The 26,520-nt window shown below is 63.5% G+C and carries 28 protein-coding genes; 22 read left to right on the top strand and 6 right to left on the bottom strand.

Annotated elements, in window-relative coordinates:
* The first annotated feature begins 12 nt into the window (after nt 1-12).
* The 12 genes from flgK to ABIB00_RS21260 all read left to right on the top strand — a co-directional run bounded on the left by flgK (nt 13) and on the right by ABIB00_RS21260 (nt 8,874).
* Nucleotides 13-1,488: a flagellar hook-associated protein FlgK gene (flgK, locus tag ABIB00_RS21205; RefSeq protein ID WP_354050113.1), complete on the top strand. Its 1,476-nt coding sequence runs from the start codon at nt 13-15 to the stop codon at nt 1,486-1,488.
* A gap of 3 nt (nt 1,489-1,491) precedes the next feature.
* Nucleotides 1,492-2,538, top strand: a complete 1,047-nt coding sequence (locus ABIB00_RS21210) for a flagellar hook-associated family protein (protein WP_354105721.1) — start codon at nt 1,492-1,494, stop codon at nt 2,536-2,538.
* A gap of 46 nt (nt 2,539-2,584) precedes the next feature.
* Nucleotides 2,585-2,929 carry a flagellar biosynthesis regulator FlaF gene (gene flaF, locus ABIB00_RS21215; protein ID WP_247444795.1) on the top strand — a complete coding sequence of 115 codons (345 nt, stop codon included), beginning with the start codon at nt 2,585-2,587 and terminating at the stop codon, nt 2,927-2,929.
* Nucleotides 2,929-3,339: a flagellar biosynthesis repressor FlbT gene (gene flbT / locus ABIB00_RS21220; RefSeq protein ID WP_354105722.1), complete on the top strand. Its 411-nt coding sequence runs from the start codon at nt 2,929-2,931 to the stop codon at nt 3,337-3,339. Before flaF ends, flbT begins: the two co-directional genes overlap by 1 nt.
* Nucleotides 3,340-3,353: 14 nt before the next feature.
* On the top strand, nt 3,354-3,773 hold the full coding sequence (gene flgD / locus ABIB00_RS21225) for a flagellar hook assembly protein FlgD (RefSeq protein WP_247344628.1): 420 nt from the start codon (nt 3,354-3,356) through the stop codon (nt 3,771-3,773).
* Nucleotides 3,770-4,036 carry a flagellar biosynthesis protein FliQ gene (gene fliQ, locus ABIB00_RS21230; RefSeq protein ID WP_106945789.1) on the top strand — a complete coding sequence of 89 codons (267 nt, stop codon included), beginning with the start codon at nt 3,770-3,772 and terminating at the stop codon, nt 4,034-4,036. Before flgD ends, fliQ begins: the two co-directional genes overlap by 4 nt.
* Nucleotides 4,037-4,131: 95 nt before the next feature.
* Nucleotides 4,132-6,213, top strand: coding sequence for a flagellar biosynthesis protein FlhA (gene flhA, locus ABIB00_RS21235; RefSeq protein WP_354050118.1), 2,082 nt, complete (start codon nt 4,132-4,134; stop codon nt 6,211-6,213).
* Nucleotides 6,210-6,962: a flagellar biosynthesis protein FliR gene (fliR, locus tag ABIB00_RS21240; RefSeq protein WP_354105723.1), complete on the top strand. Its 753-nt coding sequence runs from the start codon at nt 6,210-6,212 to the stop codon at nt 6,960-6,962. The genes flhA and fliR overlap by 4 nt, the downstream gene beginning before the upstream one ends.
* A 6-nt stretch (nt 6,963-6,968) precedes the next feature.
* Complete coding sequence (locus tag ABIB00_RS21245; RefSeq protein WP_354105724.1) at nt 6,969-7,388, top strand: hypothetical protein; 420 nt, start codon at nt 6,969-6,971, stop codon at nt 7,386-7,388.
* Nucleotides 7,385-7,864 carry a rod-binding protein gene (locus tag ABIB00_RS21250; RefSeq protein ID WP_354105786.1) on the top strand — a complete coding sequence of 160 codons (480 nt, stop codon included), beginning with the start codon at nt 7,385-7,387 and terminating at the stop codon, nt 7,862-7,864. The genes ABIB00_RS21245 and ABIB00_RS21250 overlap by 4 nt, the downstream gene beginning before the upstream one ends.
* A 42-nt stretch (nt 7,865-7,906) precedes the next feature.
* Nucleotides 7,907-8,419 (top strand): flagellar biosynthesis protein FlgN, encoded by a 513-nt coding sequence (locus tag ABIB00_RS21255; RefSeq protein ID WP_354105725.1) that lies wholly within the window; start codon nt 7,907-7,909, stop codon nt 8,417-8,419.
* Nucleotides 8,416-8,874: a hypothetical protein gene (locus tag ABIB00_RS21260; RefSeq protein ID WP_354050126.1), complete on the top strand. Its 459-nt coding sequence runs from the start codon at nt 8,416-8,418 to the stop codon at nt 8,872-8,874. The genes ABIB00_RS21255 and ABIB00_RS21260 overlap by 4 nt, the downstream gene beginning before the upstream one ends.
* Nucleotides 8,875-9,000: 126 nt before the next feature.
* Here ABIB00_RS21260 and ABIB00_RS21265 read toward each other — a convergent pair whose 3' ends face one another.
* A complete protein-coding gene (locus ABIB00_RS21265; RefSeq protein WP_354105726.1) occupies nt 9,001-9,771 on the bottom strand; it encodes a response regulator transcription factor in 771 nt (256 codons plus the stop codon).
* A gap of 816 nt (nt 9,772-10,587) precedes the next feature.
* Between ABIB00_RS21265 and ABIB00_RS21270 the strand changes: the two genes are divergently transcribed.
* The gene (locus ABIB00_RS21270) at nt 10,588-11,526 is read left to right on the top strand and encodes a hypothetical protein (RefSeq protein ID WP_354105727.1); all 939 of its coding nucleotides are present in this window, start codon (nt 10,588-10,590) and stop codon (nt 11,524-11,526) included.
* 14 nt (nt 11,527-11,540) lie between these two features.
* Here the strand turns inward: ABIB00_RS21270 and ABIB00_RS21275 are convergent, their stop codons facing one another.
* Nucleotides 11,541-12,116, bottom strand: coding sequence for a MarR family winged helix-turn-helix transcriptional regulator (locus tag ABIB00_RS21275; RefSeq protein ID WP_354050130.1), 576 nt, complete (start codon nt 12,114-12,116; stop codon nt 11,541-11,543).
* 427 nt (nt 12,117-12,543) lie between these two features.
* Here ABIB00_RS21275 and ABIB00_RS21280 point away from each other — a divergent pair, with 427 nt between their 5' ends.
* The gene (locus ABIB00_RS21280) at nt 12,544-13,833 is read left to right on the top strand and encodes an MFS transporter (RefSeq protein WP_354105728.1); all 1,290 of its coding nucleotides are present in this window, start codon (nt 12,544-12,546) and stop codon (nt 13,831-13,833) included.
* A gap of 100 nt (nt 13,834-13,933) precedes the next feature.
* Nucleotides 13,934-14,821, top strand: coding sequence for a dienelactone hydrolase family protein (locus ABIB00_RS21285; protein WP_354105729.1), 888 nt, complete (start codon nt 13,934-13,936; stop codon nt 14,819-14,821).
* Nucleotides 14,822-14,933: 112 nt separating this feature from the next.
* Here the strand turns inward: ABIB00_RS21285 and ABIB00_RS21290 are convergent, their stop codons facing one another.
* Together ABIB00_RS21290 and ABIB00_RS21295 are read right to left on the bottom strand one after the other, a co-directional pair.
* Nucleotides 14,934-16,196: a serine hydrolase domain-containing protein gene (locus ABIB00_RS21290; protein ID WP_354105730.1), complete on the bottom strand. Its 1,263-nt coding sequence runs from the start codon at nt 16,194-16,196 to the stop codon at nt 14,934-14,936.
* A gap of 120 nt (nt 16,197-16,316) precedes the next feature.
* A complete protein-coding gene (locus ABIB00_RS21295) occupies nt 16,317-17,165 on the bottom strand; it encodes an SDR family oxidoreductase (protein WP_354105731.1) in 849 nt (282 codons plus the stop codon).
* A 148-nt stretch (nt 17,166-17,313) separates the two neighbouring features.
* Between ABIB00_RS21295 and ABIB00_RS21300 the strand changes: the two genes are divergently transcribed.
* The gene (locus tag ABIB00_RS21300; protein WP_247350761.1) at nt 17,314-18,030 is read left to right on the top strand and encodes an HAD family hydrolase; all 717 of its coding nucleotides are present in this window, start codon (nt 17,314-17,316) and stop codon (nt 18,028-18,030) included.
* Nucleotides 18,031-18,098: 68 nt separating this feature from the next.
* On the opposite strand, the gene ABIB00_RS21305 is transcribed toward ABIB00_RS21300, so the two are convergent.
* Both ABIB00_RS21305 and ABIB00_RS21310 read right to left on the bottom strand, forming a co-directional pair.
* A complete protein-coding gene (locus ABIB00_RS21305; RefSeq protein WP_247350762.1) occupies nt 18,099-18,506 on the bottom strand; it encodes a nuclear transport factor 2 family protein in 408 nt (135 codons plus the stop codon).
* Nucleotides 18,507-18,602: 96 nt separating this feature from the next.
* Nucleotides 18,603-20,087 (bottom strand): mannitol dehydrogenase family protein, encoded by a 1,485-nt coding sequence (locus ABIB00_RS21310; RefSeq protein WP_354105732.1) that lies wholly within the window; start codon nt 20,085-20,087, stop codon nt 18,603-18,605.
* Nucleotides 20,088-20,228: 141 nt separating this feature from the next.
* Between ABIB00_RS21310 and ABIB00_RS21315 the strand changes: the two genes are divergently transcribed.
* From ABIB00_RS21315 to uxuA, 6 genes are all read left to right on the top strand, one after another.
* Nucleotides 20,229-21,038, top strand: coding sequence for a FadR/GntR family transcriptional regulator (locus ABIB00_RS21315; RefSeq protein WP_354105733.1), 810 nt, complete (start codon nt 20,229-20,231; stop codon nt 21,036-21,038).
* A gap of 55 nt (nt 21,039-21,093) precedes the next feature.
* Entirely contained in the window at nt 21,094-22,086 is a 993-nt protein-coding gene (locus ABIB00_RS21320; protein ID WP_502917851.1) for a sialic acid TRAP transporter substrate-binding protein SiaP, read from the top strand.
* A gap of 74 nt (nt 22,087-22,160) precedes the next feature.
* Nucleotides 22,161-22,739: a TRAP transporter small permease gene (locus ABIB00_RS21325; protein WP_354105735.1), complete on the top strand. Its 579-nt coding sequence runs from the start codon at nt 22,161-22,163 to the stop codon at nt 22,737-22,739.
* 4 nt (nt 22,740-22,743) lie between these two features.
* Nucleotides 22,744-24,150 (top strand): TRAP transporter large permease, encoded by a 1,407-nt coding sequence (locus tag ABIB00_RS21330; RefSeq protein WP_247442893.1) that lies wholly within the window; start codon nt 22,744-22,746, stop codon nt 24,148-24,150.
* Complete coding sequence (locus ABIB00_RS21335) at nt 24,147-25,196, top strand: L-idonate 5-dehydrogenase (RefSeq protein ID WP_354105736.1); 1,050 nt, start codon at nt 24,147-24,149, stop codon at nt 25,194-25,196. Before ABIB00_RS21330 ends, ABIB00_RS21335 begins: the two co-directional genes overlap by 4 nt.
* Nucleotides 25,197-25,210: 14 nt before the next feature.
* Nucleotides 25,211-26,401, top strand: coding sequence for a mannonate dehydratase (uxuA, locus tag ABIB00_RS21340; protein WP_247350774.1), 1,191 nt, complete (start codon nt 25,211-25,213; stop codon nt 26,399-26,401).
* Nucleotides 26,402-26,520: the final 119 nt, after the last annotated feature.

The following is a 26,520-nucleotide window of genomic DNA, read 5'->3' on the forward strand; positions in this document are numbered from 1 at the left end:
CAAGAGCAGATCATGAACCTTACCGCCGCTCTCGAATCCGCCCGCTCCTCGCTGATGACGTCGGGCATCCAGTCGTCGGTCATCTCGCGTAACATCGCCGGGGCCACCGCCACCGGCTATTCGCGCAAGCTCACCGTACTGGACAATCACCCCGGTGCTGGCGTCTACGTCGCGGCGATCCAGCGCGCCGCCAGCAGCGGCTTGTACACCAACGTCCTGACCGCGACTTCGTCGTCTACCAAGCAGAGCGCGATCTATGACGGTCTCCAGAAGATCGCGGCCTCGACGGTCGACGATCCGGAGCTCGACCAGTCGCCGACGGCGCAGCTCAATGCGCTGAAGAAGGCGCTCCAGCAATATGCCAACGCCCCGGACAACACCACGCTGGCGCAGGCGGCGGTCGCGTCCGCCAAGGACATGGCGACGGCGCTAAACCAGGCGACCCAAACCGTGCAGTCGGTCCGTGAGGGCGCGGATGCCGACATGAATACGTCGGTTCAGAACATCAATCAGTTGCTCTCCCAGTTCCAGAGCGTGAACACCGCGATCGTGAAGGGTACGATCTCCGGCGACGACGTCACCGACTACCTCGACCAGCGCGACAGCATCGTCTCGAAACTGTCGCAAGAACTCGGCGTCACGATGTCGATCCGTCCCAACGGCGACGCGGCGCTCTATGCCGATAGCGGTGTCGTTCTGTTCGACAAGACGGCGCGCGCGGTGAGTTTTTCCCCGACCAACGCCTACACTGCTGGCACGACGGGCAATGCCGTCTACATCGACGGCGTACCCGTGACCGGCGCGAATTCCGTCATGCCGCTCAAGTCCGGCAAGCTCGCCGGCCTCGCCGAGTTGCGTGACAACGCCACGGTCACGTATCAGAGCCAGCTTGACGAAGTCGCACGCGGCCTGGTCGACGCCTTCAAGGAAGTCGACCAGTCCGGCGCCGCGCTGCCGGACGTCCCCGGCCTGTTCACCTATCCGGGTGCGCCGGCGATGCCGGCGAGCGCCACCGTCTCGGTCGGCTTGGCCGGCTTGATCAGTGTGGCCGCTTCGGTCGACCCTGTTCAGGGCGGCAACCCCAATCTGCTGCGCGACGGCGCGATCAGCGGCAACGCCGCATATCAATACAACACCGCCGGCAACGCCGGCTACTCGACCCGGCTGCAGCAGCTCATCGGCAACATGGATGCGTCGCAGCCGTTCGATGCAACCACGCAAGGCAAGCCGAACGGCAGCTTGATCGACTTCGCGTCGTCCTCGGCGAGCTGGATCGAAAGCCAGCGCACGGCCGCGAACGACAACGTCACCTACCAGAACACGCTGCTCGACCGTAGCACCGCGGCGCTGTCCAACGTCAACGGCGTCAACATGGACGACGAGATGTCGCTGATGCTCCAGGTCGAGCGGACCTATTCGGCCTCGTCGAAGATCATTTCCACCGTCGACGAGATGTTGCAGAGCCTGCTGGCTGCTGTGGGGAATTAAGTCATGATGAGCGCGAACTACATCTCGACTTTGATGCTGTCTTCGTCGCTGAGGTCCTCGGTTACCAACAATCAGGCCGCGCTCGCCAAAGCTTCGAAGGAAGCCACCACCGGCCGCTTTGCCGACGTTGGCCTCGAGCTTGGTGCCACGACGGGAAGCGACGTCACCCTGCGAGCGGACCTGAGCTTCGCCGATCAGCTCGTCGATACCAACGGGCTGGTCTTGGGACGCCTGGACATAACGCAGAGCCGGATCAGCCAGCTTGGTTCGACCGCAACGGACTTCCTCAAGGACCTGATCGCGGCCCGCAGTACCGACGGCGGCGGGCGGATCATCCTGCCGCCCGCGTCCTCCAACCTCCAGGATCTGATTGGCGCGCTGAACGTCTCCTATAACGGTTCGTCTCTTTTCTCGGGCATCAACACGCAGAACACGCCGATTACGGCCTACACCGCGGGCTCGGCCAGCAAGAACCAGGTCGATGCGGATTTCCTCGCGACTTTCGGCTTTGCCCAGTCTTCGGCCAGCGTGAGCAGCATCACCCCGGCCCAGATGCAGACCTTCCTCGACACCACCTTCGATGCCGAGTTCGCGAGCCCGGCCTGGGACACCAACTGGTCGTCGGCTACCGACCAGGTCATGCAAAGCCGTATCTCCACGACCGAGATCGCCGATACCTCCGTCAGCGCCAATCAGCCAGGCTTCCGCAAGCTCGCCGAGGCCTACACCATGATGGCGGATCTCGGGAACGTGAACCTGGACCAAGCGACGTTCCAGGTCGTCGTGGACAAGGCTATCGGCCTTGTCGGAAACGCCATCAGTGACCTTGCTACCCTCGGCGGCAACATCGGCACGGTCCAGCAGCGGATCACCGGCGCGACCGATAGGCTGAAGCTGCAGCAGGACATCCTCAACAACCAGATCGTCAAGATGGAGGCGGTCGACCCGACCGAGGCCTCGGTCCGGGTCAATACGCTGCAAACCCAGATCAAGACAGCGCTGGCGCTGACATCGCAGCTCCAGCAGATCAGCCTCATCAACTACCTCTGAGCCAAGTACTTTTGAGAAGCCTCCTTTGTAAGGCAGAGTTGTCCTGATGACGTTTGAAGCCTATGAAGCGGTCGTCGACGAGAGCGGATATGAAGCGCGGGGCCGCGAGCGGCAGGCGCTCAGCCTCGGCATCGACCGGCTCGAGCGGATCCAGAAAGACCGCTTCAGCATCGAGGATCTGGTCGAGAGCCTGCTCTATGTGCGGCGGCTGTGGACGATCTTCATCGAGGATCTCGCGCATCCGGAAAACGGACTTCCGGACAAGCTGCGCGCCGACATCATCTCCATCGGCCTGTGGGTCGTCAAGGAAGCCGACCGCCTTCGCGAAGAGAGGTCGAACGACGTGATGCAGCTCATCGAAATCAACCGCTTGATCCGAGACGCTCTTTGATGAAGATATCCTTGCGGGCGGGCGAACGGGTCTACATCAACGGCGCGGTGCTGCGTGTGGACCGCAAGGTCTCCGTCGAGCTTGTCAACGACGTGATGTTCCTGCTCGAAGGGCAGATCATGCAGGCCTCCGAGGCCACCACGGCGCTGCGGCAGCTCTATTTCATCGTCCAGCTGATGCTGATGAATCCGACCGACGTCCGGGATGCTTCGGCGCTTTACGGGCAGCATCACGCAGCCCTGATCGCGGTGTGCGAGAGCCACGAGATGCTGCTCGGACTTGGCGCGGTCGACGAACTGGTCGGAGCAACCCGTTACTTCGAAGCGCTCAAGCGGATCCGGGCGCTGTTTCCGGTGGAGCAGGCCATCCTGGCCGGCGCCACGATCGATTCCCCATTCGAGGCTGCCTGACAGCGGAGAGTCACATGAACGTCACCAGCGCGACCGATAGCACCAGCAAGTCCAGTTCGACCAGCTCAACCACGTCGAAGTCGAGCACCGGCGTCGACTACAACACGTTCCTTCAGCTCCTCATCGCAGAGATGAAGAACCAGGATCCGACCAATCCGATGGATACCTCGCAATATATGAGCCAGTTTGCGCAGCTCTCGTCGGTCGAGCAGGCGATGCAGACCAATACCAAGCTCGACTCTTTGCTATCTTCGCAATCGCTGTCGCAGGCAGACGGGCTGATCGGAAAGACCGTCAGCTTCACGGACTCGACCGGAGCGACTTTCAGCGGCAAGGTCGCTTCGATTTCCATCAACACTGACGGCTCCGTCGCGACGCTCGAGGACGGCACGAAAGTCGCGGTCGGCCCGGGTCTCACGATCAGCCAGTCATGAACGAACGGGACGCTCTCGACATCGTCCAGGCGGCGATCTGGACCATCATCGTCGCCTCCGGGCCTGCCGTTGGCGCCGCGATGCTGGTCGGCACCCTCATTGCGCTGATCCAGGCTCTGACCCAGATCCAGGAGGTGACGCTGACCTTCGTTCCGAAGATCATCGTCATTCTCTTGGTCGTTGCCGTCTCCGGCTCCTTCATCGGAGCCCATCTCTCCACCTTCACCGAGATGGTCTATTCGCATATCGAGCGCGGCTTCTGATCCGGGCGGCCCGGGCACCCCTGGCCATCTCCTGCCACCACCCCCGCGTAAGCTTTGCACGGCAGATTACGGGCCGGATCCTCTGCCGGTGACCCATGTCCGATACGTTAGCTGCCAGCCTGCCGACCCCGCGACGATTGGGCGCCGACGCCTTTTTCGCAGGCGGTATCGTGGCCATGCTCACGATCCTGTTCCTGCCTATCCCGCCGATCCTGATCGATCTCGGCCTCGCCTTCTCGATCGCACTGTCGGCGCTGATCCTGATGGTCGCGCTGTGGATCCAGCGGCCGCTCGATTTCTCGGCTTTCCCGACCGTGCTGCTGATCGCCACGATCCTGCGGCTGGCGCTGAACGTCGCGACGACTCGTCTGATCCTGTCGCGCGGCGGGGAGGGGGAAAACGCCGCGGGCCACGTCGTTGCCGGCTTCTCGAAGTTCGTCATGGGCGGCGACTTCGTCATCGGCCTGATCATCTTCGCGATTCTGGTCACGGTAAACTTCGTCGTGATCACCAAGGGCGCGACGCGTATCGCCGAAGTCGGCGCCCGCTTCACCCTGGACGCCATCCCCGGCAAGCAGATGGCGATCGACGCGGACCTGTCCGCAGGGCTGATCGACGACAAGGAAGCCCAGCGCCGGCGCCGCGAGCTGGAAGAGGAGAGCGCGTTCTTCGGCGCCATGGACGGTGCCTCGAAATTCGTCCGCGGCGACGCCATCGCCGGCCTGATCATCACCGCGATCAACATTTTCGGCGGCATCATCATCGGCGTCACCCATCACGGCCTCACGCTGTCCCGTGCCGCCGACGTCTACACAAAACTCTCCGTGGGCGACGGTCTGGTAACGCAAATGCCGGCCCTCATCGTGTCGCTATCGGCGGGCCTGCTGGTCTCCAAGGGCGGCACCAGGGGGTCGGCGGAGCAGGCAGTGTTGCGCCAGCTCGGCGGCTATCCGCGCGCGGTGTCGGCCGCCGCGCTGATGATGTTCGTGCTTGCCTTGATGCCGGGGTTGCCGATGGCGCCCTTCTTGCTGCTCGGCGGCGCCATGGCCTTCGTCGGATACTCGCTGCCGAGGCGGCAGGCGGCCCTGAAGCAGAAGGACGATGCGCGCAAGGCCGACGAACGCGCCCAGGTCGAGGCCAAGGAATCCGTCAAGGAATCGCTCAAGACCGCGGAGATCGAGCTGGCGCTCGGCGGCCACCTGTCGGTCCATCTGCTGGGCTCGCGTACCGAGCTCGCACACCGCGTGGCCAAGATCCGCAAGAAGTTCGCCAAGCAGTACGGCTTCGTCGTTCCCGAGATCAAGCTCACCGACAATCTGTCGATCGATCCCAAGGGATATCAGATCCGGATCCACGACACCCGCGTCTCCCAGGGCGAGCTCAGGCTCGGCGAGGTGCTGGTGCTCGTCGACAAGGACGGCAAGCCCGACGTCCCCGGCGAAGAGGTGATCGAGCCGGCCTTCGGCATGAAAGCGCTGTGGGTGACGGACGCTTTCACCGACGAGGTCAAGCGTCAGGGCTGCAAGCCGGTCGACAATCTGTCGGTGCTGCTCACGCATCTGAGCGAAGTGATCAGGGCCAACCTCGCCCAGCTCCTGTCCTACAAGGACATGCGCGGCCTGCTCGACCGGCTCGATCCCGAATACAAGCGCTTGGTCGAGGATCTCTGCCCGTCGCAGATATCGTACTCGGGACTGCTGGCAATCCTGAAGATCCTGCTGGCCGAGCGCGTGTCGATACGCAACCTCCATCTGATCCTTGAGGCCATCGCCGAGATCGCGCCCCATGTGCGGCGCTCCGAGCAGGTAGCGGAGCATGTGCGTACGCGCCTGGCCCAGCAGATCTGCGGCGACCTGTCCGACAACGGCGTGCTCAACGTGGTCCGTCTCGGCAACCGTTGGGACCTGGCGTTCCACCAGAGCCTGAAGCGCGACGCCAAGGGCGATGTCGTCGAATTCGACGCCGATCCGCGCCTGATCGAGCAGTTTGCGACCGAAGCCAGCGCCGCGATCCGCAAGTTCACCGAGAACGGCACCAGCGTCGTGCTGGCGGTGACCCCCGAAGCCCGTCCCTACGTCCGGATGATCCTGGAACGGGTATTTCCGACACTGCCAATCCTGTCGCATGTCGAAGTCGCGCGCAGCACCGAGATCAGAGCACTCGGAGCCATATCGTGATCAGCGGCCTTGCCGACAGCGTGCTGGTGACGTTCATCGTGTTCTGCCGCATCGGTGCCTGCCTGATGCTGGTGCCGGGCTATTCCAGCGTCAACGTCCCGGCCCAGGTCCGCTTGTTCGTCGCGCTCGTCACGACGTTTGCGCTGACGCCGATCCTGGTCGCTGTCCTGAAACCTCTCACGGACAATGCGGCACCGCTGACGCTCGCGCTGCTGATCTGCTCCGAGCTCGTGGTCGGCAGCGTCATCGGGCTCGGCGGCCGCGTGTTCTTCCTCGCACTCCAGACCATGGCCACTGTGATGGCGAGTGCCATCGGGCTGAGCAACATCCCGGGGACGCCGATCGGCGACACTGATCCGGCGCCGGCTCTGGTGCCGCTGATCATGACGGCCGTCATCACGCTGTTCTTCATAACCGACCAGCACTGGCAGGTCCTGCGCGGGTTGATGAACTCCTACGACGTCTGGCATCCCGGCGATAAGTTCGGCGGCGGCATGGCGCTGGAGCTGCTCGTCGGCCGGCTGTCGGAAGCATTCGTCCTGACGCTGCGGATCACCAGCCCTTTCATCGTCTATTCGGTCATCGTCAACCTGGCGGTCGGCCTGGTCAACAAGCTGACGCCGGCGATTCCGGTCTATTTCATCTCGGTGCCGTTCGTGCTGTTCGGCGGCTTCCTGCTGCTCTACCTCACCAGCGACGAGCTCTTGACGCAATTCATGCTCGGCGTCTCGTCATGGCTGGCGGAGTGATCGGTCATGACCTCGCGCGCGGACAAGCTCGGCCGGTTGGTCTCGCTCGTGAAGCTCCAGCTCCGGCTCTCCGAGTGGCAGCTCGCGCATCTGCGGCAGCAGGAGCGCAGCTTGCAGGACGAGCAGGAATGGCTGGTCGGAGCCCTGAACGATGGCAAGCCGCCGGCGGGATCATCGAGCGAATCGATCGCGCGGCGCCTGACCAGGACCAGCGTCGGCACGCGCGCGATTCAGGCGCAGGCCTCGCAGCAGCTCGACCAGGTTCGCGCGGAGAGCCGCCGTGTGAAGCAGTTCGAGCAGGTCGCCAAGGCGGCGCTCGCGGACAAGCTTCGCGACGCCGAGAAGAAATCGCTCGAAGAGACGACGGGAACAAGTCTCACCGTGCGCGAGTGGACGCCACGGCCAGCCAACCGGAACAAGACATGATCGTGACAGCGACACCCGACCTCGTCCTCGACGTCCTCGATGCCGCCGACCCGGTAGCGCAGCGCGCGGCGACCGCCAAGCTCGATGCGCTGAAATCATCGGACGCGGATTTCGCCGCCACGATGGACGCGGAGGCCGGCAAGGCGAAGGCGGCCGCCGCAGAACAATCCGCGTCGAAGATTTCGGAAGCGCCGTCGGGTGCGGTGAACGGGGCGCCGGTGCAGGTGATCAAGGCGCCGGCATCCGGCGAGGTGTACCGGAAGTTCGAGGCTTTCATCCTCCAGACCTTCGTCGAGACGATGTTGCCGAAGGAGTCGGAGGAGGTCTTTGGCAAGGGGACGGCCGGTGGCGTCTGGAAGTCGATGCTGGCGGAGCAACTTGGTGCTCAGCTGGCAAAGGGCAAGGGCATTGGCATTGCCAAGCAGCTCGCCGCCGCGCATCCGGCCGGGCCGGACGTTACGGGCAAGGCCGGATGACGATCCGGGAATGGGTGACAGAAGTTGAAGGGTGAATTTCCTATGCAGGCACATGAAGGCGCGGCGGCCCTGGTGATGGAGCAGCCGGTCGTGGACACCGAGGCGATGACGACGGCAGCCGCGCCCGGTGATGCGCTGTTGCCCGTGCTGCTCTCGAATGTCGGTGGCGAGGTGGCGAACGAAGGCGCGGATACAGCGAGGTCGGATGAGGTGCGGGGCCTGCTGGCTGCGATCCGCCGGCTCGAAAGCATCGTCGAGGAAGAGACGGTCGCGCTCGGTACGGGCAAGAAGATCGATTTCGACGAGTTCAGCGCCCGGAAGAGCCGGAGCATGCTGGAATTCGTCCGCCTGATGCGGGCGCGAATGCATCTCGGCGGCGAGGTCGAGATCACCGAGGAGATCCAGCGGTTGCGCGAGAAACTTGAGCGAAACCGTTCTCTCCTCGAAATGCACTACGACGCGGTACGCGAGGTCGCGACCATCATCGTCAAGGCCATCAGGGATGCCGAGTCGGACGGCACCTATACCGGTCGAGCAGCACAGGACGGAAGATGATCAGACTGGTGCTGGCCGGGCTCTGGGTATGCATCCTCACCGCGGGCACGAGCTATGCCGTCGCGTATTGGAAGGAAAACGGCACCCTGCTGCCGGCGAAGGACGAATATCTCGACGGGCTGCAGTATCAGAAGACGCGGGCGCTGAGCGTGCCCATGGTCGAGGGTGGCAACGTGCAGGGCTACATCGTCGCGCGCTTCGTCTACACCGTGGAGGCGCGGACCATGCACCAGCTCAACGTTCCGCCCGAGCCGTTCGTCGTGGACGAAGCCTTCCGCAGGATCTATGCCGACGACCGCCTCGATTTCAGGAAACTCGCCCGTTACGACCTCTCCATCCTCACGACGGCCATCAAGCAGCGCGTCAATGAGCGGATGCAGGCCGAAGTCGTCCAGGATGTCCTGGTCGAGGACTTCAACTACGTGTCGAAGGAAGAATTTCAGCAGAAGCCCTAGGTGTCGCGGCGCCTCGCGTCGCGAAGCTAGGCATCTGTTCCCGCGTTTCCGCCGCTGAAAGTACAACGGCCTCTGCGAAATTGGTTCGCAGAGGCCGTTGTCGTTTTCGTGGCAGTACCCTGCCGATCAGTTTCCGGCCGGATACGCCGCTGGGGCGACATGCGCCCTGTTCAGGAGGATGCCGACCTCGTCGAGTTCCTGCATCGGCACGTCGATGGTCTCCCCTGCCGGGATGTCGAGACGGTATCCGACGTAGCGCCGGGCCACGATCGCATCGAAGCCGAGGCGGTCGCGAAGTTTCTTGCGCAGCTTGCTGACGTGGCTCTCGATCACGCTCTCGTCGAAGGTCGCCTCGAAGATGCCGTAGACCGCGTTGAAGATCTGCGTCTTGGTGACCCACTTGCCGTGGTTGCTGACCATATATTCGAGGATGCGCAGTTCGCGTCGGGGCAGGGTGAGGGCGTGGCCCGCGATCTCGGGGTCACGTCCGTTGAAAAAGACCTGGATCCTGGTCTCGCAGGGCCTCGGCAGTTCCCCGACCCGGCGGCGCGCGATCGCGGCCGTTCGAGCGAGGATCTCGCGGAGATGAATCGGCACGTGCACGACGTCATCGACGCCCGATTCGAACAGCTCCAGCGTGTTCTTGAGCATCTTCTGGCCGCTCATGGCGATGATGGGAGCCGAGGAGCGCTTGCGCATCGCCCGCGGCAGGCTTCCGCGAGCGTCGCAATCCCCGAGGAGGAAGGCGTCCACCGCAGCCAGGTCCGGTTCACTCGCAGATTGCAGCCAGTCCCAGAACTCTCCGGAGGAGAAGCCGATCGACGATACACCTTCGCGAACGAGCCCTCCGACATAGCTGTTCGTGACGCTCTCGCGATCATCAACGATAATATACATCAGTCTTTCGCCCCTGTTTCGCACTTGCTGCGGCCGGTTCGTTGTTGTGATGCCCGGCTCGGCAACGGTGCTGTTTGACGACATTCCTTCCCGCGAACCGTTATTATGGTTTCATATTCGCGGGCAGCCCTACGCTTTCAGTGCCTGCGTCTCGCAGGCCTGCTACTTCGACTCGATACTGAACGCTTACTGCGTGAGGCCCGGCGGGTGTCTTACGGATCACCTCGCGGAGCGGATTGAGAAAGCGACCTAGAACAGTTGCGCCAAGTGCTTATCGCGTCCGAACGCTACTGTACTGTATCGTTCTCCTCGCTAACTGGCGAGAATCACTTGAGTAGGACCGTAACAATTGCCGATTCCCGATCAAGCGTGCGCAACAAAGCGGTTGCTACGCGTGCTTGATACTGTTGCTTTGTTTCGAGTTGTTTCTTTGTATGTACAATCGCATCAGTTGATTTGGAATTAAAACTAGTTTTGCACTTTGGCAGTTCTAAAGTTCCGCATCCCCGTATGAATACAGCCTTTTCGGGCGATGCCGCGGTTCATGCAAATCGGGAGGTTTTCAACCCGGGATTGACTCTCGTCGCCCTGTTTCCACATGCGACAATTCGACTCATGTATGGCAAGGCGACTCCAGCTTGGCGAAATCTTGACGGAGGTGTGTCTTTCGAGTCGCACTCTCGCCACGTGTATGACGCGTTTGACTCAGTTGCGTCGCTTCGCGCGCGATGAAAAGATTTCGATGCGCACGTTTCAGGCAAGCTTCGGCACATAACGTCACCGTTCGATAGGTCGAACCGAACGGAGCATTCTCACATGTTGTCCGATGGACAAGCTCGCCCCAACGCGACCGCCAATGTTTCCGCAGCGGCGAAGCCGGCTGCGGAGGCGCGCGATGCCGGGGACAATGCGACGGGAGCCGCCAAGCCTGCTGCGACCACCAGGCGTGTGTCGGCAGCGGCGAGTGATGAAACTCTGGCGAAAGAGGCGCTCGAGGGTCTGAAGCGCATTCGCGCCAAGGCGCGGCTCGACAAGATGGCGATACACAAGCCTGCGCCGATCGTGATCAAGCCGGCCGTGATCGTAGCCAAGCCGCCGCCGCCGCGTCCGACATGGGTCGCGCCGCTCGCGACATTGGCAGTCGCAGCGATGGTGGTGGTCTGCGCCTGCACTGGCGTGATCGTCTATCTCACCACGCAGCCCGCCCAGAGCAATGTCGCCGCCAATACGGAGATCAGGAATCTGCGCGAGACGGTGGCGCAATTGCGCAAGCAGATGTCGGGCGTGTCCGACAATCTTGACGGCCTGCGCACGGCGGTCGATCAATCGAGCAAGGCGACCAATGACCGTTTCGGCCGTTTTGGCGAGAACCTGGATCGCATCGAGCGGGTGAGCTCGTCCTCGACGGTGAAGCTCGACAAGCTCGCCCAGGCGCAGGCCCAGGCTCCGACGCCCGTTGCCTCACAAACACAGCCAATGCCGATGATGGCTTCAGTCGCGGCGCCCGAGGTCACGGGATCGGTGTCTCCGTCCGAGCGCATGTCGGCGTCGCGCAAGACCATCAAGGGCTGGTCGGTCCGCCAGGCCTATGAAGGGATTGCGATCCTGCAAGGCCCGAACGGCGTCGTCGAGGCCGTGCTGGGACAGCAGGTGCCGGGCCTTGGCCGTATCGAGGAGATCAAAAACGAGAACGGACGTCTGGTGGTGGAGTCCAGCGGGGGCGTCATCTATTCGTCACGCAAGGCAACGCCCTGATCGAGGGCCGCCTTCTATTGGCGGTGGTGCTCGAAGCTGGTGCATAGCAGGTCGACCTCCGCCTCCGCGATCGGCGCGCGAAACAGGCGGCAGCTGAACTCGGCCGCCGTCTTGCTGTCCGTGGTGCGATCTTCGCGCAGGAAGATGCAGCGCTTGCAGACGTCGGTATGGTGCCGCTGTTCGGCCGCATCGGCCTGATCGAGCACATGCCGGAGCGTATCGCGAAAGCGAGTCTTGGCCTCGTCGTCGAGAACGGCAATCGGCTCGAGCAGAACGCTGATGGGGTCGCGCACGAGAAATTTCTTGCCCTGCTGCGTCACACTCAGCAACACAGAGCGCTTGTCCGTGGCGGAGCGCTTGCGCTCGATGTAGCCCAGCCGCTCGAGCTCGCCGATGACGAAAGAGGCGGTGCCGCGCGTGGTGCCAACGTAACTCGCGAGCGCCGAGGGCGTCCGGGAAAACCGGTTGGCGCGGGAGAGGAAACGCAGCGCCATCCATTCGCGGTCGCGCAGGCCATGCTTGGCGCCTTCGAACCACAGGATACGGGCCATCTGTCCCAATAATTCGATCGCTTCGCGAGCCAAATGCATTTCAATTCCAGGTCGGATAAATCTTTATTCAATTGAGCTTCTGGCAGCGCAATCCGGGTGGCTGATAATGAAGCTCCGGAGAGAGACGGAACTTCTGGCGGTGGAACTAGAGCGTCACGAAGAAAGTTCGAGTAAATCGCCTGGCTCAACTGTTCTGAAAATTTCAGTCAAATAAACTGCGATTCGCCTGCAAAATCCCGATAGCGTACGACGGGGAGCAACATGATGTGCCCTTGCGACCACAGCAGAGCCCATTTGTTGCGGCGACGCGGTTCGAATAGCGCGAGCAGCAGTTGCGCTGCAACTCGTGGCAGGGAAAGTGGAGGCGAGAGAACCACCGTTTTCGGTTAATGGATGTTGCGTCGCAATGCAGGCAGGCGGTTAAGTCCCAAATACGATCGAGCCCGGGAATGCCAGAGTATCGTCTGTGATCGAGCAAGCGAAGCCGTTCAACGTCAAGCGCGCAGCATTGGCCGCCACCGTCGGCAACATGCTCGAATTCTACGACTTCATCACCTACAGCTTCTTCGCCATCCAGATCGGCCATACCTTCTTCCCGACGGGAAGCGAGTACGGCAGCCTGATGTTGTCGCTGGCGACCTTCGGCGCCGGCTTCGTGACGCGGCCGATCGGCGGAATCGTGCTCGGGATCTATTCCGACCGCATCGGCCGGCGCCCCGCCATGCTGCTGAGCTTCGCGCTCATGGGGCTATCGATCCTGACCATCGCGCTCACGCCGTCCTATCAAGCGATCGGCCTTGCCGCGCCCATCATCGTGATCGCGGCGCGTATGACGCAAGGCTTTGCCCTCGGCGGCGAGGTTGGGCCGACCACCGCCTATCTGATCGAGATTGCCCCGCCCGAGCATCGGGCGCTGGTGGTGGCATGGCAGCCGGCGAGCCAGGAGATCGCCGCGACCGCGGGCGCGCTCGTCGGCGTCATCCTGAGCCGGACGATGGCGCCGGAAATGCTCGACGCCTATGGCTGGCGGGTGGCGTTTCTGATCGGGGCGGTCTGCATACCGTTCGGGTTCTGGATGCGCCGAACGCTGCCCGAGACGATCCCGCAGGCCAAAGCCGGTGCCCGCACCGTCGAACACGTCAGTCATCTTTCGCAGGCGAGGCGCCACCTTGGCATCATCGGACTTGCGCTGATGATCCTGGCAAGCGGCACCATCTCGACCTACGTCACCCAGTACATGACGACCTATGCGCAGAACACGTTGCATGTGTCGTCCACACTGGCTTTCGCCGTGTCGCTGGTCAGCAACGGCATTCAGTTTGTCGGCGCACTGGTCGGGGGCTGGCTGGCAGATCGTCTTGGTCGCAAGCCGGTGATGATCTGGCCGCAGCTCGCAACGCTGCTGCTGACCTACCCGACCTTCCTGTGGATCGTCCATGCGCCGGGCGCGTTGTCGCTCCTGGCCGGTTTCGGTGTCCTGTCGGTCATCGGGTCGCTGCCATTCACTGCGTTCTACGCGACCTTCGTCGAGGCGCTGCCCCAGAACATTCGCGGTGGCGTGTTCGCGACCGTCTATGCGGTCGCGATCGCCAGCTTCGGCGGCACGGCGCAGCTCGTGGTCACCTGGCTCCTCCACCTCACCGGCAATCCGCTGGCGCCGGCTTGGTACCTGCTGCTTGCGGCAATCGTTGGACTTGTTGCGATGAGTCTGATGCCCGAGACTGCCCCGGGGAAGCAGCGTCAGGGCAAGGCCTGAAAGCGGCGTGCTCGCAGGCTGGTGATTTGCGTTTCGCCGGCAATTATCGGCGAATGCGTCGCTTGGGGATCAGGGCCAGGCATCAGGAAGGGATGAGCCGATGAGCATTGAAACCACCATGACATCCGACGTCGTCGGGCTGACCAAGGCCGCCCCGGTCTCGCGGCGCGGATTCATGAGCGCCACCGCGGCGGTTGCCGCCGGCTACACGCTTGCGGCCGGGCCCGTACGCGCCGAGGCGATCACGACAGACACCAGCGGTCTCCAGGCCGGCGACGCCAAGATCAAGGTCGGCTCCGCAGAGATGCCTGCCTATTTCGCCCGCCCGGCCGGCAACACAAAGGCGCCGGTGATCATCGTGGCGATGGAGATCTTCGGCTTGCACGAATACATCAAGGACGTGACGCGGCGCCTCGCCAAGCTCGGCGCGTTCGCAGTCGCGCCTGACTATTACTTCCGCAAGGGTACCGATCTGACCAAGATCGCCGAGATCAAGGACCTGCTGCCGATCGTCAATGCCAAGCCGGACGCGGAGCTGCTGTCCGATCTCGATGCGACGGTGGCGTGGGCGGGATCGCAAGGCGGCGACACCGCGAAGCTCGGAATCATCGGCTTTTGCCGCGGTGGACGCACCGTCTGGGAATATGCCGCCCACAACGGCACGCTCAAGGCTGGCGTCGCCTTCTACGGTCCGCCGGTCGATGCTCCCAATCCGCTGTGGCCGAAGAGCCCGATGCAGCTGGCGCCCGAGATGAAGGCGCCGGTGCTCGGCCTGTATGGTGGCGCCGATACCGGCATTCCCGTCACCCAGGTCGAGCAGATGAAGGCTGCGCTCGAGCAGAACAAGAAGACGGCCGAATTCAAGATCTATCCGGAAGCGCCGCACGGCTTCCATGCCGACTACCGCGGCAGCTACCGCAAGGACGCCGCGGAAGATGCCTGGAAGCGGGCGCAGGCCTGGTTCAAGAAATACGGCGTTCTGAGCTGACGTCGCAGCATGATCCGGAAAAGCGTGTAGCGGTTTTCCGACAAGATCATGCTCAAACAATCCAAGAGGGCGATCCAATCGGCCGCCCTCTTTCCAATGCGGCGTGCCGATCTCATTTCACCATGGCGCCATAGACGATGTCCTGGACCTGCTCGCGATAAAATTTTCGCAGCTCGCCTGGCGCCGCCGTTCCGACAACCACGACGAGACGCTCCTTGGGATCGCAGAAGAACTGTGTCCCGTACGCGCCATTCCACGTGAACTCGCCGGGATTGCCGGGGACCGACGACAATCCTTCGCCGGTGCGGACAGCGACCGCGAGGCCAAAGCCGAAGCCGGCGCGGTGCGGCTCGATGTTCGCCACGTTGTTCTTGATCTCGGGGCCGAGATGATTGGTCGTCATGTGATGCACGGTCTTGGGACCGAGGACGCGCTGGCCGTCGAGTTCGCCGCCGTTGAGCAGCATCTGCCCGAAGCGGATGTAGTCGCCGACGGTTGCGAACGAGCAGGCGCCGCCGCAGTCGGATTTTGTCGGCGTGTCCAAAAGCTTGATGGCTTGCGGCTTGCCGGTCAGCGGATCGTTGGCGAACGGGCGGGCGAGGCGAGGGCGCTGTGCGTCGGTCGGATGGAAGGTCGCGTCCTTCATGCCGAGCGGTTGCCAGACATTGGCGGCAAGATAGTCGCCGAGCTTCTGCTCGCTCACCTTCTCGACCACAGCACCAAGTACGTCGATCGAAAAACCATACTCGAACTCGGTCGAGGGTTGATGCGCCAGCGGCAGCTTTGTGATGCGATCGATGAACGCCTGGGTGTTGCCTTCGATCGCCGGCGCGGTGCCTTCAGGATATTGTCGCGCAAGCATGCTTGAGCTGTCCGGGCGGCCGCCATACATCAGGCCGGACGTGTGCCGGTAGAGATCGTGAATGAAAATCGGCGATGCCTGCGGTTCGAGCTTCAATGAACCGTCGGCCTGCTGAACGCCGACCTTCATGTCGGCAAAGCCAGGATAATAATCGGACAGCTTGGCCTGGAGCGGCAGCTTGCCCTGCTCCATCAATGTCAGGCCCGCGACTGCGGCCATCGGCTTGGTCATCGATGCCAGCGCGAAGATCGCGTCAACAGGCATCGGCGTGCCCTTGTCCGGATCCAGCATGCCATAGGCCTTGTAGTGCACAAGCTTGCCGTCACGGGCGATCGCGACGACCGCGCCGGGGACGCGCTTGGCGGCGATCTCACGCGCGAAGAAATTGTCGAGCCGCGCAAGGCCTTGTTTCGAGAAGCCGGCGTCGTCGGGACTGGCTTCGGGCAGCGGCGCGGCGCGCGCTGCACCAAGCGTGATGACGGCAGCCGCCGCGACCATGGCGATCGTCTTCATTGTATCCTCCCAAGCGCGGGCTCGTTATGCAGTGGCCCGCTGAGTGGTTAGATCACGACCGCACCGGCGCGAAGTCAAGCGCGGGCAGGGCATGTCTGGGACGCCGGGAATGCCGGAACCCTATCGTCCCTCTCCCGCGCGCCATAACGCATCCAGAGCGTGGCGGTAGGTCGGATAAGCAAGTGTGACGCCGAGCTCGCGCTTCAATTTCGCGTTGGAGACACGGGCGCTGCTGGCATAGAAGCTGCGCGCTATCGACGACATCCCGGCGGTCTCGAAGGCCTCTTCGGGGGGCGGCGCAACGTTCATCAGCTTCGCCGCATGGGCGATCACGTCCTGCGGCGGCGCCGGCTCGTCGTCGCAGACGTTCCAGGTGCCGCCGCTCGGGTGATGAACCGCGGCCGTGATCGTGCTTGCGATGTCGTCGACATGGATGCGGTTGAACAATTGTCCCGGCTTGATGATGCGCCGGGCCGTTCCCGCGCGCAGCGTCACCAGCGCGTTACGGCCGGGGCCATAGATGCCCGCAAGCCGCAGGATTGCAGCGTTGCCGCGCGTTATGTCCGTCCAGGCCCGCTCGGCAGCGACCCGCATACGGGTGCGGTCGAGGATGGCCTGCGGCGGCGTGCTCTCGTCGACCCATCCGCCGCCGTGATCGCCATACACGCCGATGGTCGAGAGATAGATGACTTTGCGCCGGCCCGCCGCCAGCACGTCGCCGAACGCGGCGATGGCGGGATCGCCAGCGCTGCCGGGCGGGATCGATACGAGAAGGACGTCGGCGTCGCCGATACGTTCGACCGTCTCGCGCGCGGGGCTGTCGCCGGAAAAGGCATGCATCTCGATGCCGGCGGGGTCATCTCGCTTCGCGGGATCGCGCACGGTGGCGGCGATATGTGAGAAGGTGCCGCCAAACCTGCGGACGAAATGCCCGGCGCTGTAGCCAAGGCCAAGGATGAAGAGCCGCATGTGTCCGCCGTGCTGGTTCCGTTCGCGCCGTTGCGCGCGTCTCCGCTCATAAGGGATTTTTGGGTCCGGCAAAAGATATTGCAATTTTACTCGCACGCTGCCTCGGGCGATGCTCACTTGTCACAGCGGCAGGAGGGACGGATCGATCATGCAGGCAGAAGCGCCCGCCATAGTGCCATGTGACGCCGCTGAGCTGATCCGGCGCGCCGCAGCGCTGATCTTCGATATCGACGGCACCTTGGCCGAAACCGAGGAACTGCATCGGCAGGCCTTCAATTATGCCTTCGTTCGCCACGGTCTCGGCTGGCAGTGGGACCGGGCCGTCTACAAGGACCTGCTGCGGGTCACCGGTGGCAAGGAGCGCATTCGCGTCTTCCATGGACGGCTGAAGATTGCTGCGCCATTGTCGGACGCGAACATCGCGGAACTCCACCGCATCAAGACCGCGCATTACGCCGAACTGGTCGAGACCGGCTGCTGCCCCTTACGGCCCGGCGTGACCGGTCTCCTCATTGCTGCCAAGGCGCGCGGCCAGCGGCTCGCGATCGCGACCACGACGTCCCACGGCAACATCGATGCGCTGCTGTCGCGGGCGCTGGGGACGCGCTGGTCCGCGGATTTTGAGGCGATCGTGGCCGGGGATGATGTGGAGCACAAGAAACCTGCGCCGGACGTCTATTTCGAAATCCTGGCGCGGCTGAAGCTCAAGGCGTCCGACTGCGTCGCGATCGAGGATTCCGCCAACGGCCTGATCGCGGCCTCGCGGGCGAAGATTCCCGTGCTCATCACCCGCAGCATGTTCTTCCGGGACGACGATTTCAGCGCGGCGCGGGTCGTGCTGGATGATTTGTCGGAGCTCGGATGAGGCCGCAGAACAAAAAAACTGAAAAACAACCCCATGCACAGTAGAAAGTGCCTGCGGGCCGGCCGCGTTCAGTGGACGCGGTGGCTCGTTCTATCATCCTCAGCCTGCTCGACAATCTGCGCGATTGGGCTCGACTGATGATGCACCAGCCGCCATCCGTCGCCGACGCGCCGAAAATGGTTGGCAGCAGCCAAAGCGGTGCCGTCAACGATCTCGATGCAGAGCACGCGCGCGCTGTCGCCGTCGACGATGGCCTGCGGTTCGGCGCAGACGATCTGCGGCCGCTGCGGATTTTGCAGGATATCGCGCCAGCTTCCGATCACCGTGGCGCGCCCGATAATCGCCGGCCAGCCGGGATGGATGCAGGAAATGGCGTCGTCATCTGCCCACATCTGTTCCATACCGTCGAAGTCGCCGGTTGAAAAGGCGGCGTAGAAGGCCGCGTTGGCGGCGATGATCTTGCTGTCCTTTGCCATGCCTCTCGGGTGGGGCAATGACAGGCAAAAATCAAGCGCGACTTCCGTCGGCTTTCTGTTCGATCTGGACCGCAGTGCAGCATGCCTGCTTTGTGGTCACGCGGAGAGGTGCGTCTCCACCGCCCGCCGCGCGCCATCCTCAAAGAGACGGCCAAGCGCCGCGGTCACGGCCTCGCGCAGGCGCGGCTCGGCACCTAGCGGCCCGAACACTTTTCCGACGCCGAGCAGTGCGGGCGCCAATCGCTCGGCGACGGGACCTGCCTCGCGCGCCAAGCCAGCGAACTCGGCGGCGAGCGGATCGCGCACGTCGATGGCGCGGCCCTGCTCGTCGAGGCCGGTGACGTAGCGCATCCAGCCGGCCACCGCGAGCGCATGCGTCGCGACCGGTAAATTCTTAAGCAGGCGATCCTGCATCGCGCCAAGCAGCCGCTGCGGCAGCTTTTGCGAGCCATCCATCGCGATCTGCCAGGTACGATGATGCAGCGCCGGATTTGCGAAGCGCTTGAGCAGCGAGGCGCGATAGGCGGCCAGATCGGCACCGGCAGGCATTGTCAGCGTCACCGCGGCCTCCTCCATCACCTGCGCGGCAAAACGCGCAAAATGCGGATCCAGCATGGTGTCGGCGATGGTCTCGTAGCCGGCGAGATAGCCGAGATAGGCGAGCGCGGAATGGCTGGCGTTGAGCAGCCGCAGCTTCATCAGCTCGAACGGCTTGACATCAGTGACGAGCTCGACGCCCGCGGCGGCAAGGTCAGGCCGGCCCGCCGTGAAGCGATCTTCGACCACCCATTGCGTGAACGGCTCGGTCATGACGGGCCAGGCGTCGCGCAAGCCGAGCGCGGATGAAACCGTATCGCGGTCGCTATCCGTCGTCTCCGGCACGATGCGGTCGACCATGGTCGAGGGGAAGGCCGCTGTATCCGTAATCCACTTGCCGAGGTCCTTCGAGCGCAGCGCTGCGAACTGCGTCACGATCCGCTGCACGGTGTGGCCATTGGCGGCGAGGTTGTCGCAGCTCAGCACGGTGAAGGGCGGGGCACCCAGCGCTCGCCGCCGCGCCAGTGCCGCAACGATGAAGCCAGGCGCCGAACGCGGCGCGTCGAAACTGTTGAGATCGTACACGACATCAGGATGCCGCTCGTCGAGATCGCCGGTCTGCGGCGTGTGGCAATAGCCCTTTTCGGTAACGGTGAGGGAGACGATACGAATGGCGGGATCGGCCATCCGCTCGATCAGCCGCGCTGGGCTCTCGCGCGCGACCACGCTGTCGAGCAGCGCGCCGATCACCCGGTGCTGGGTGCCTTCGGCCGCACGGACCGCAACCGTATAGAGATGGTCCTGCGGGGCGAGGGCGTCGCGCGTGTCAGGGCTGCGCAGGCTCGCGCCGACGATGCCCCACGAGGCCGCGCCGGCGGCAAGGCAATCGTCGATGACGACCGCCTGATGGGCGCGATGAAAGGCGCCGAGGCCGAGATGCACGATGCCGGGCGTGACCCGCGAACGGTCATAGGCCGGGCGGCGGATGCCAGGTGGCAGCCGGTCGAGGTTGGCGCGGCCAAGGCGCGTTGAACCAAGGCGCATGGACGTATCTCCCCTTGCTTTGCCGCTGCTTGACATGACGTCTGTCCTCGGTCAATGCTGCGGTCAATTGGTAAGACCAATTTTCCAAAATTGGCGGGCCGCCGGGATCAACCCGGTGCGGCTCTTTCAGGGAGGACCAGTGTGCCGCTGGAAGCTGTGGAGGCAAGACGGCTTTATCGCCAGGTCGCCGATCAACTGCGAAGCCTGATCGACAGCGGTGAATACGCGGTCGGCAGCCGCTTGCCGACCGAGCGCGAGCTCGCCGAGCAGCTCAAGATATCGCGGCCGACTGTGCGCGAAGCCCTGATCGCGCTCGAGGTCGAAGGCCGCCTCCGCATCCGTGTCGGCTCCGGCATCTACGTGATCGAGCCCGCCGCCGTTGCGGCGCCCGCGCCTGCTTCCGTCATCGAGGGCCCGTTCGAGCTGCTGCGCGCCCGCGAATTCCTGGAGAGCGCCATCGCCGAAGAAGCCGCGCGCGTGGCGACGAAGGGCGACATTGCCCGAATCGATGCGTCCCTTGTCGCGATGGAGAATGTAGAACACCCCGGCGAAGCCTCGATGGTCCACGACCGCGCCTTCCACGTCGCGATCGCTGGAAGCCTCGGCAATGCCGTCCTGGTGCGCGTGGTCGGCGAGCTGTTCGACCAGCGCCTCAATCCCTATTTCGCGCAGCTTGCGCATTATTTCGAGAGCCCCGGCACCTGGCGCACTGCGCTCGACGAGCATCACGCGGTGCGCGATGCGATCGTGGCGCATGATCCCGGAGCCGCGCGCGATGCGATGCGCGATCATCTTGCGCGATCCCAGGATCGCTTTGCGCAGAACTTTGGCGCCGAGAACGCGGCAAGACCATCGTCCGGGCGCGCGGCGCGATCGACGGCAAAGCCGTCAAAACCGCAACATGCGCCGAAGAAAAAACGGGCTGCGAGCAGCAGCGCGCGGCGGCGATGAGATTGGGCGGTCCGCATCCGGGTCGGGGCGGGCGGACAAGAAGCAGACTTAGAAGATGGAGGAAAAATCAGTGTTGAAAAAGATCACAACGGTGCTGGCGGTCTCGGCCGCGGCCATGTTTGCTACGACCAATGCCGGCATTGCGCAGACCAAGCTCAAATGGGCTCATGTCTATGAGACTTCGGAGCCGTTCCATACCGCCTCGGTCTGGGCTGCGCAGGAGATCGGAAAGCGCACCAACGGGCGTTATGCGATCGACGTCTATCCGGCGTCGCAGCTCGGCAAGGAAGCCGACATCAACCAGGGCCTCTCGCTCGGCTCGGTCGACATCATCATTTCCGGATCGAGCTTCGCGGCCAAGAGCTTTCAGCCGATCGGCGTGACCTACTATCCCTACACCTTCCGCGACGCCGATCATCTGCTCGCCTACACCAAGAGCGACATCTTCAAGGAACTCGCCAAGGGCTATGAGGACAAGAGCGGCCACCACATCATCGCGGTGACCTATTACGGCGTGCGCCAGACCTCGTCGAACAAGCCGATCAAGACCTGTGCCGACCTCAAGGGCCTGAAGATGCGCGTGCCCGACGTTCCGGCCTATCTGGCGATGCCGCGCGCCTGTGGCGCCAACACTGCGCCGATCGCGTTCGCGGAAGTCTATCTCGCGCTCCAGAACGGCACGGTCGAGGCCCAGGAGAACCCGCTGACCACAATCGAGGCCAAAAAGTTCTACGAGGTGCAGAAGCACATCGTGCTGACCGGCCACATCGTCGATCACCTCAACACGGTAGTGGCCGGCGCGCTCTGGAAGAAGCTCAGCGACGAGGACAAGAAGATCTTCACGGACGTGGCGCAGGAAGCCGCCGCCAAGGCGACCGAGGAGATCAAGCAGAACGAAGCCAAGCTGGTCGCCTTCTTCAAGGAGAAGGGCCTGACCGTGACCGACGTCGACAAGAAGGAGTTCCGCGACACCGTGCTGAAGAACGTCGCGTTCGAGACCTTCGGCTACCGCAAGGCCGACTGGGAGCGGATCCAGGACGTGAAATAGCGATAGGTCGTCATTCCGGGCGCGCACTTCGCGAGGGCCCGGAATGACGCTCGGTACTTTTGAGGAGTAACCCCATGTCCACAGTCGAAACGCACCGGCAGATCACCGGGGACGAGATCGCCCTTACCTTCGAGGAAGAGGCGACACCGAAGGTCGATCTCGGCGTCTACGCTTTCGAGGACTGGGTCGCGCTGGCGATTTTCTGGGTGATGGCGCTCGCGGTCTTTCTCCAGTTCTTCACCCGCTACGTGCTCAACGACAGCTACGCCTGGACCGAGGAGATCGCGACCTACTGCCTGATCGGCGTGGTCTTCATCGGCTCCTCGATGTGCGTGCGGCTGTCGCGGCACATCCAGGTCGATCTCGTCTACCGCTATTTGCCGCACCTCTTGGCGCGCGCGCTGTCGACGGTGATCGACCTGATTCGGATCGCTTTCTTCGGCTACGCCATCAAGCTGGTCTGGGTCTACATCCAGATCATCGGCGACGAGTCCATGACCACGATCAATTTTCCCAAGGACTACGTCTACTACGCGGTGCTGCTCGGCTTCGTGCTGATGTTTGTGCGCTCCCTGCAGGTGGCGGTGCAACATCTGCGACAGGGCTATTCGATCCTCGAACGACCCGGCGCCTACGACGGTTTTGAAGGGTAGTTCCATGTTGCTGTTGCTTGGAGGCTTTCTCATCCTGATGCTGCTCGGCGTTCCCGTGGCGATCGCCATGGCCGCGTCGTCGCTGCTCTACATCCTGGTCAGCGGCGTGACGCCCGACGTCACGCTGGCGCAGCGCATGATCGCCGGCGTCGAGAGCTTTCCGCTGCTCGCCGTGCCGTTCTTCATCCTGGCCGGCAATCTCATGAACATCGCCGGTGTCACCGGGCGCATCTACAAGTTCGCCGTTGCGCTGGTCGGCTGGATGCGCGGCGGTCTCGGCCACGTCAACATCATCGGCTCGGTGATCTTCTCCGGCATGTCCGGCACCGCGATCGCCGATGCCGCCGGTCTCGGCACCATCGAGATCAAGGCGATGAAGGACCACGGCTACTCCACGGAATTCTCCGTCGGCGTCACCGCGGCCTCGGCCACGCTCGGGCCCATCATCCCGCCGTCGCTGCCGTTCGTGATCTACGGCATGATGGCGAACGTCTCGATCGGCGCGCTGTTTCTGGGCGGCGTCATTCCCGGCGTCGTCCTGACGCTGCTGATGATGGCCACCGTCACCTATTTCGCGCACAAGAACAAATGGGGCAGCGATACGCCGTTCTCCTGGCCGCAATTGGGATCGGCGGGGCTCGAGATCGTCGTCGTACTGAGCTTTCCGATGGCTGTCTGGCTGCTGACAGTCGCCGGTCTCTCCACCAATTGGGCGGTTGGGCTTGGCCTGGTCGTGCTGCTCGCGATCGACTGGTACTTCGACTTCTCGGCGGTGATGGCGCTGATGGCGCCGGTGATCCTGATCGGTGGCATGACTCTCGGCTGGTTCACGCCGACGGAAGCCGCGGTCGCCGCCGTGATCTGGTCGCTGTTCCTCGGCCTGGTGCGCTATCGCACCATGACGATGAAGACGGTCGCGAAAGCGACTTTCGACACCATCGAGACCACGGCGTCGGTGCTGTTCATCGTCACGGCAGCCTCGATCTTCGCCTGGTTGCTCACGGTGTCGCAGGCAGCCCAGATGCTGTCGGACTGGATGCTCAGCATCACCCACAACAAATGGGTGTTCCTGGCGCTTGCGAACGTCCTGATCCTGTTCGTCGGTTGCTTCATCGACACCACGGCAGCGATCACCATTTTGGTGCCGATCCTGCTGCCGATCGTGCTCAAGCTCGGCATCGACCCGATCCATTTCGGTCTGATCATGACGTTGAACCTGATGATCGGCCTGTTGCATCCGCCGCTTGGCATGGTCCTCTTCGTGCTCGCCCGAGTGGCAAAGCTCTCGGTCGAGCGCACGACGATTGCGATCCTGCCATGGCTGGTGCCGCTGATGGTCGCGCTGATCGCAATCACCTACATTCCTGAATTGACCCTCTGGCTGCCGAAATACATGGGACTTTCCAAATGACATCCACTTCTCTCGCCGCAACCCTGTTCGGTCCCGAAGATCTGCGCATGATCGAGCATCCGCTCGACAAGCTCGCTGATGGCATGGTGCGCATCCGCTTCGGTGCCGGCGGCATCTGTGGTTCGGACATGCATTATTTCCGTCATGCCCGGACCGGCGATTTCGTCGTGAAGTCGCCGCTGGTGCTCGGCCACGAGATATCCGGCGAGGTCGTGGAGATCGCGGGCGCCGCGGCGAACCTGAAGGCCGGCGACCGCGTCGCCGTCAACCCGTCGCGCTGGTGCGGCCATTGCGTCGCTTGCCGCGAAGGCCGGCAAAACCTTTGCGAAAATATCTACTTCATGGGCTCGGCCTCGAAGACGCCGCACATGCAGGGCGGTTTTGCCGATTACTTCGATGCGATCCCGGCGCAATGCGTGAAGATTCCCGACCACGTCTCCTATCAGGCCGCGGCGCTGGCCGAGCCGCTCGCGGTCTGCCTGCACGCGGTCGCGCGTGCCGGCAACATCGAAGGCAAGCGCGGCATCATCTTCGGTGCCGGCCCGATCGGGCTTCTGACCATGCTCGCCGCGCGCCGCGCCGGCATGACCGACATCACGGTTGCGGACATCGCGCCGGCGCCGCTGGCCTTTGCAAGCCGCCTCGGCGTCTCTCACGCCGAAAACGTCGCGGGCGGTGAGGAAGGCCTGAAGGCACAAGCCGCGTCGCGTCCCTACGATGTCGTCTTCGAGGTCTCGGGCACGGCTGCTGGCCTCGCCAGCGCGATCGGCATCGTCAGGCGCGGCGGCATTGTCGTGCAGATCGGCAACCTTCCGGGCGGCCAGATTCCAGTGCCGGCCAATGCGGTGATGGCGAAGGAGATCGACCTTCGCGGCTCGTTCCGCTTCGGGCTCGAGTTCATGACCGCGGTGGAACTGATTTCTGCCGGCAGCGTCGACGTGCTGTCACTGGTCACGGCCGAGCGGCCGCTGTCCACCGCGCCGGAGGCGCTGCGGCTGGCGCTCGACCGCTCGCAGAGCGTCAAGGTCGTGCTGACCGCGAATTGATCGGAGAAAAGGGCATGATGCTAGAGGGATGGCGCTGGTACGGGCCCGATGATCCCGTCTCGCTGGATGACGTCAGGCAGGCCGGCGCGACCGATATCGTCTCGGCGCTGCATCAGGTGCCGATCGGCGAGGCCTGGACACGCAAGGCGGTCGAGGAGCGCAAGAACTTCATCGAGCGCGGCCAGCCCGGCCGCTCGCAACTGACCTGGTCGGTGGTGGAATCGATCCCAATCCCCGACGACGTCAAGCGTCTTGGCGCCAAGGCGACGCGCTCGATCGAGACGTGGATCGCGAGCCTGGAGGCGGTAGCCGCCGCCGGTATCAGGATTGTCTGCTACAACTTCATGCCGGTGGTTGACTGGTGTCGCACCGATCTCGAATGGGAGCTGCCGAACGGCGCCCGCGCCATGCGCTTCGACCAGGACCGCTTTGCCGCGTTCGAGCTGCATATCCTGAAGCGGCCGGCCGCAACCGCCGAATACTCACCCGAGCAGCAGGCCGGCGCGAAAAAGCTGTTCGACCAGATGAGCCAGGCCGATATCGACTATCTCGTCATGGTCATCGCCAGCGCGTTGCCGGGGTCGACCACCGAGCCGATGACGATCCCGCAATTCCGCGATCGACTCGAAACATATCGCGACATCACGCCGAAAATCCTGCGGCAACATCTTGCCGAATTTTTGGGCCGCGTCACGCCCGTCGCCGAGCAGCTCGGGGTCTCGCTGACACTGCATCCCGACGATCCGCCGCGCCCGCTGTTCGGCCTGCCGCGCATTGCCTCGTCCGCCGATGACTATCAGGCGCTGTTCGATGCCGTTCCGTCCAAGGCCAACGGCATCTGCCTGTGCACGGGTTCGCTCGGCGTGCGCGCCGAGAACAACCTCCCCGCAATGGCCGAGCGCTTCGGCCCGCGCGTCGCATTTGCACATCTGCGCGCGACCAAGCGCGAGGCCGATGGCCTGTCGTTCTACGAGTCCGATCACCTCGACGGCGATGTCGACATGATCGCGGTGCTGAAGGCGCTCCTGAAGGAGAACGCGCGGCGTTCGCCCGACAAGAGAATCGTGTTCCGGCCTGACCACGGCCACCGCATGCTCGACGATCTCGCGGCCACCAAGCGCACCAATCCCGGCTACACCGCGATCGGCCGTCTCCGCGGCCTCGCCGAGCTCCGCGGCGCGATCCGCGCGATCGAGCATCAATAGAAGGCAGCTGCGCCGAGCTTCGGATCGAGCCGGTCGATCATTGGCGCGGCGCTCGATCATGGCCGCCGCGTCCTCGCGAATGGGCGGATGTGCAAAGACCAGGGGCGGGCATGACGCCT

The sequence above is a fragment of the Bradyrhizobium sp. LB14.3 genome (genome assembly GCF_040547985.1).
In the GTDB taxonomy this organism is placed as follows: domain Bacteria; phylum Pseudomonadota; class Alphaproteobacteria; order Rhizobiales; family Xanthobacteraceae; genus Bradyrhizobium.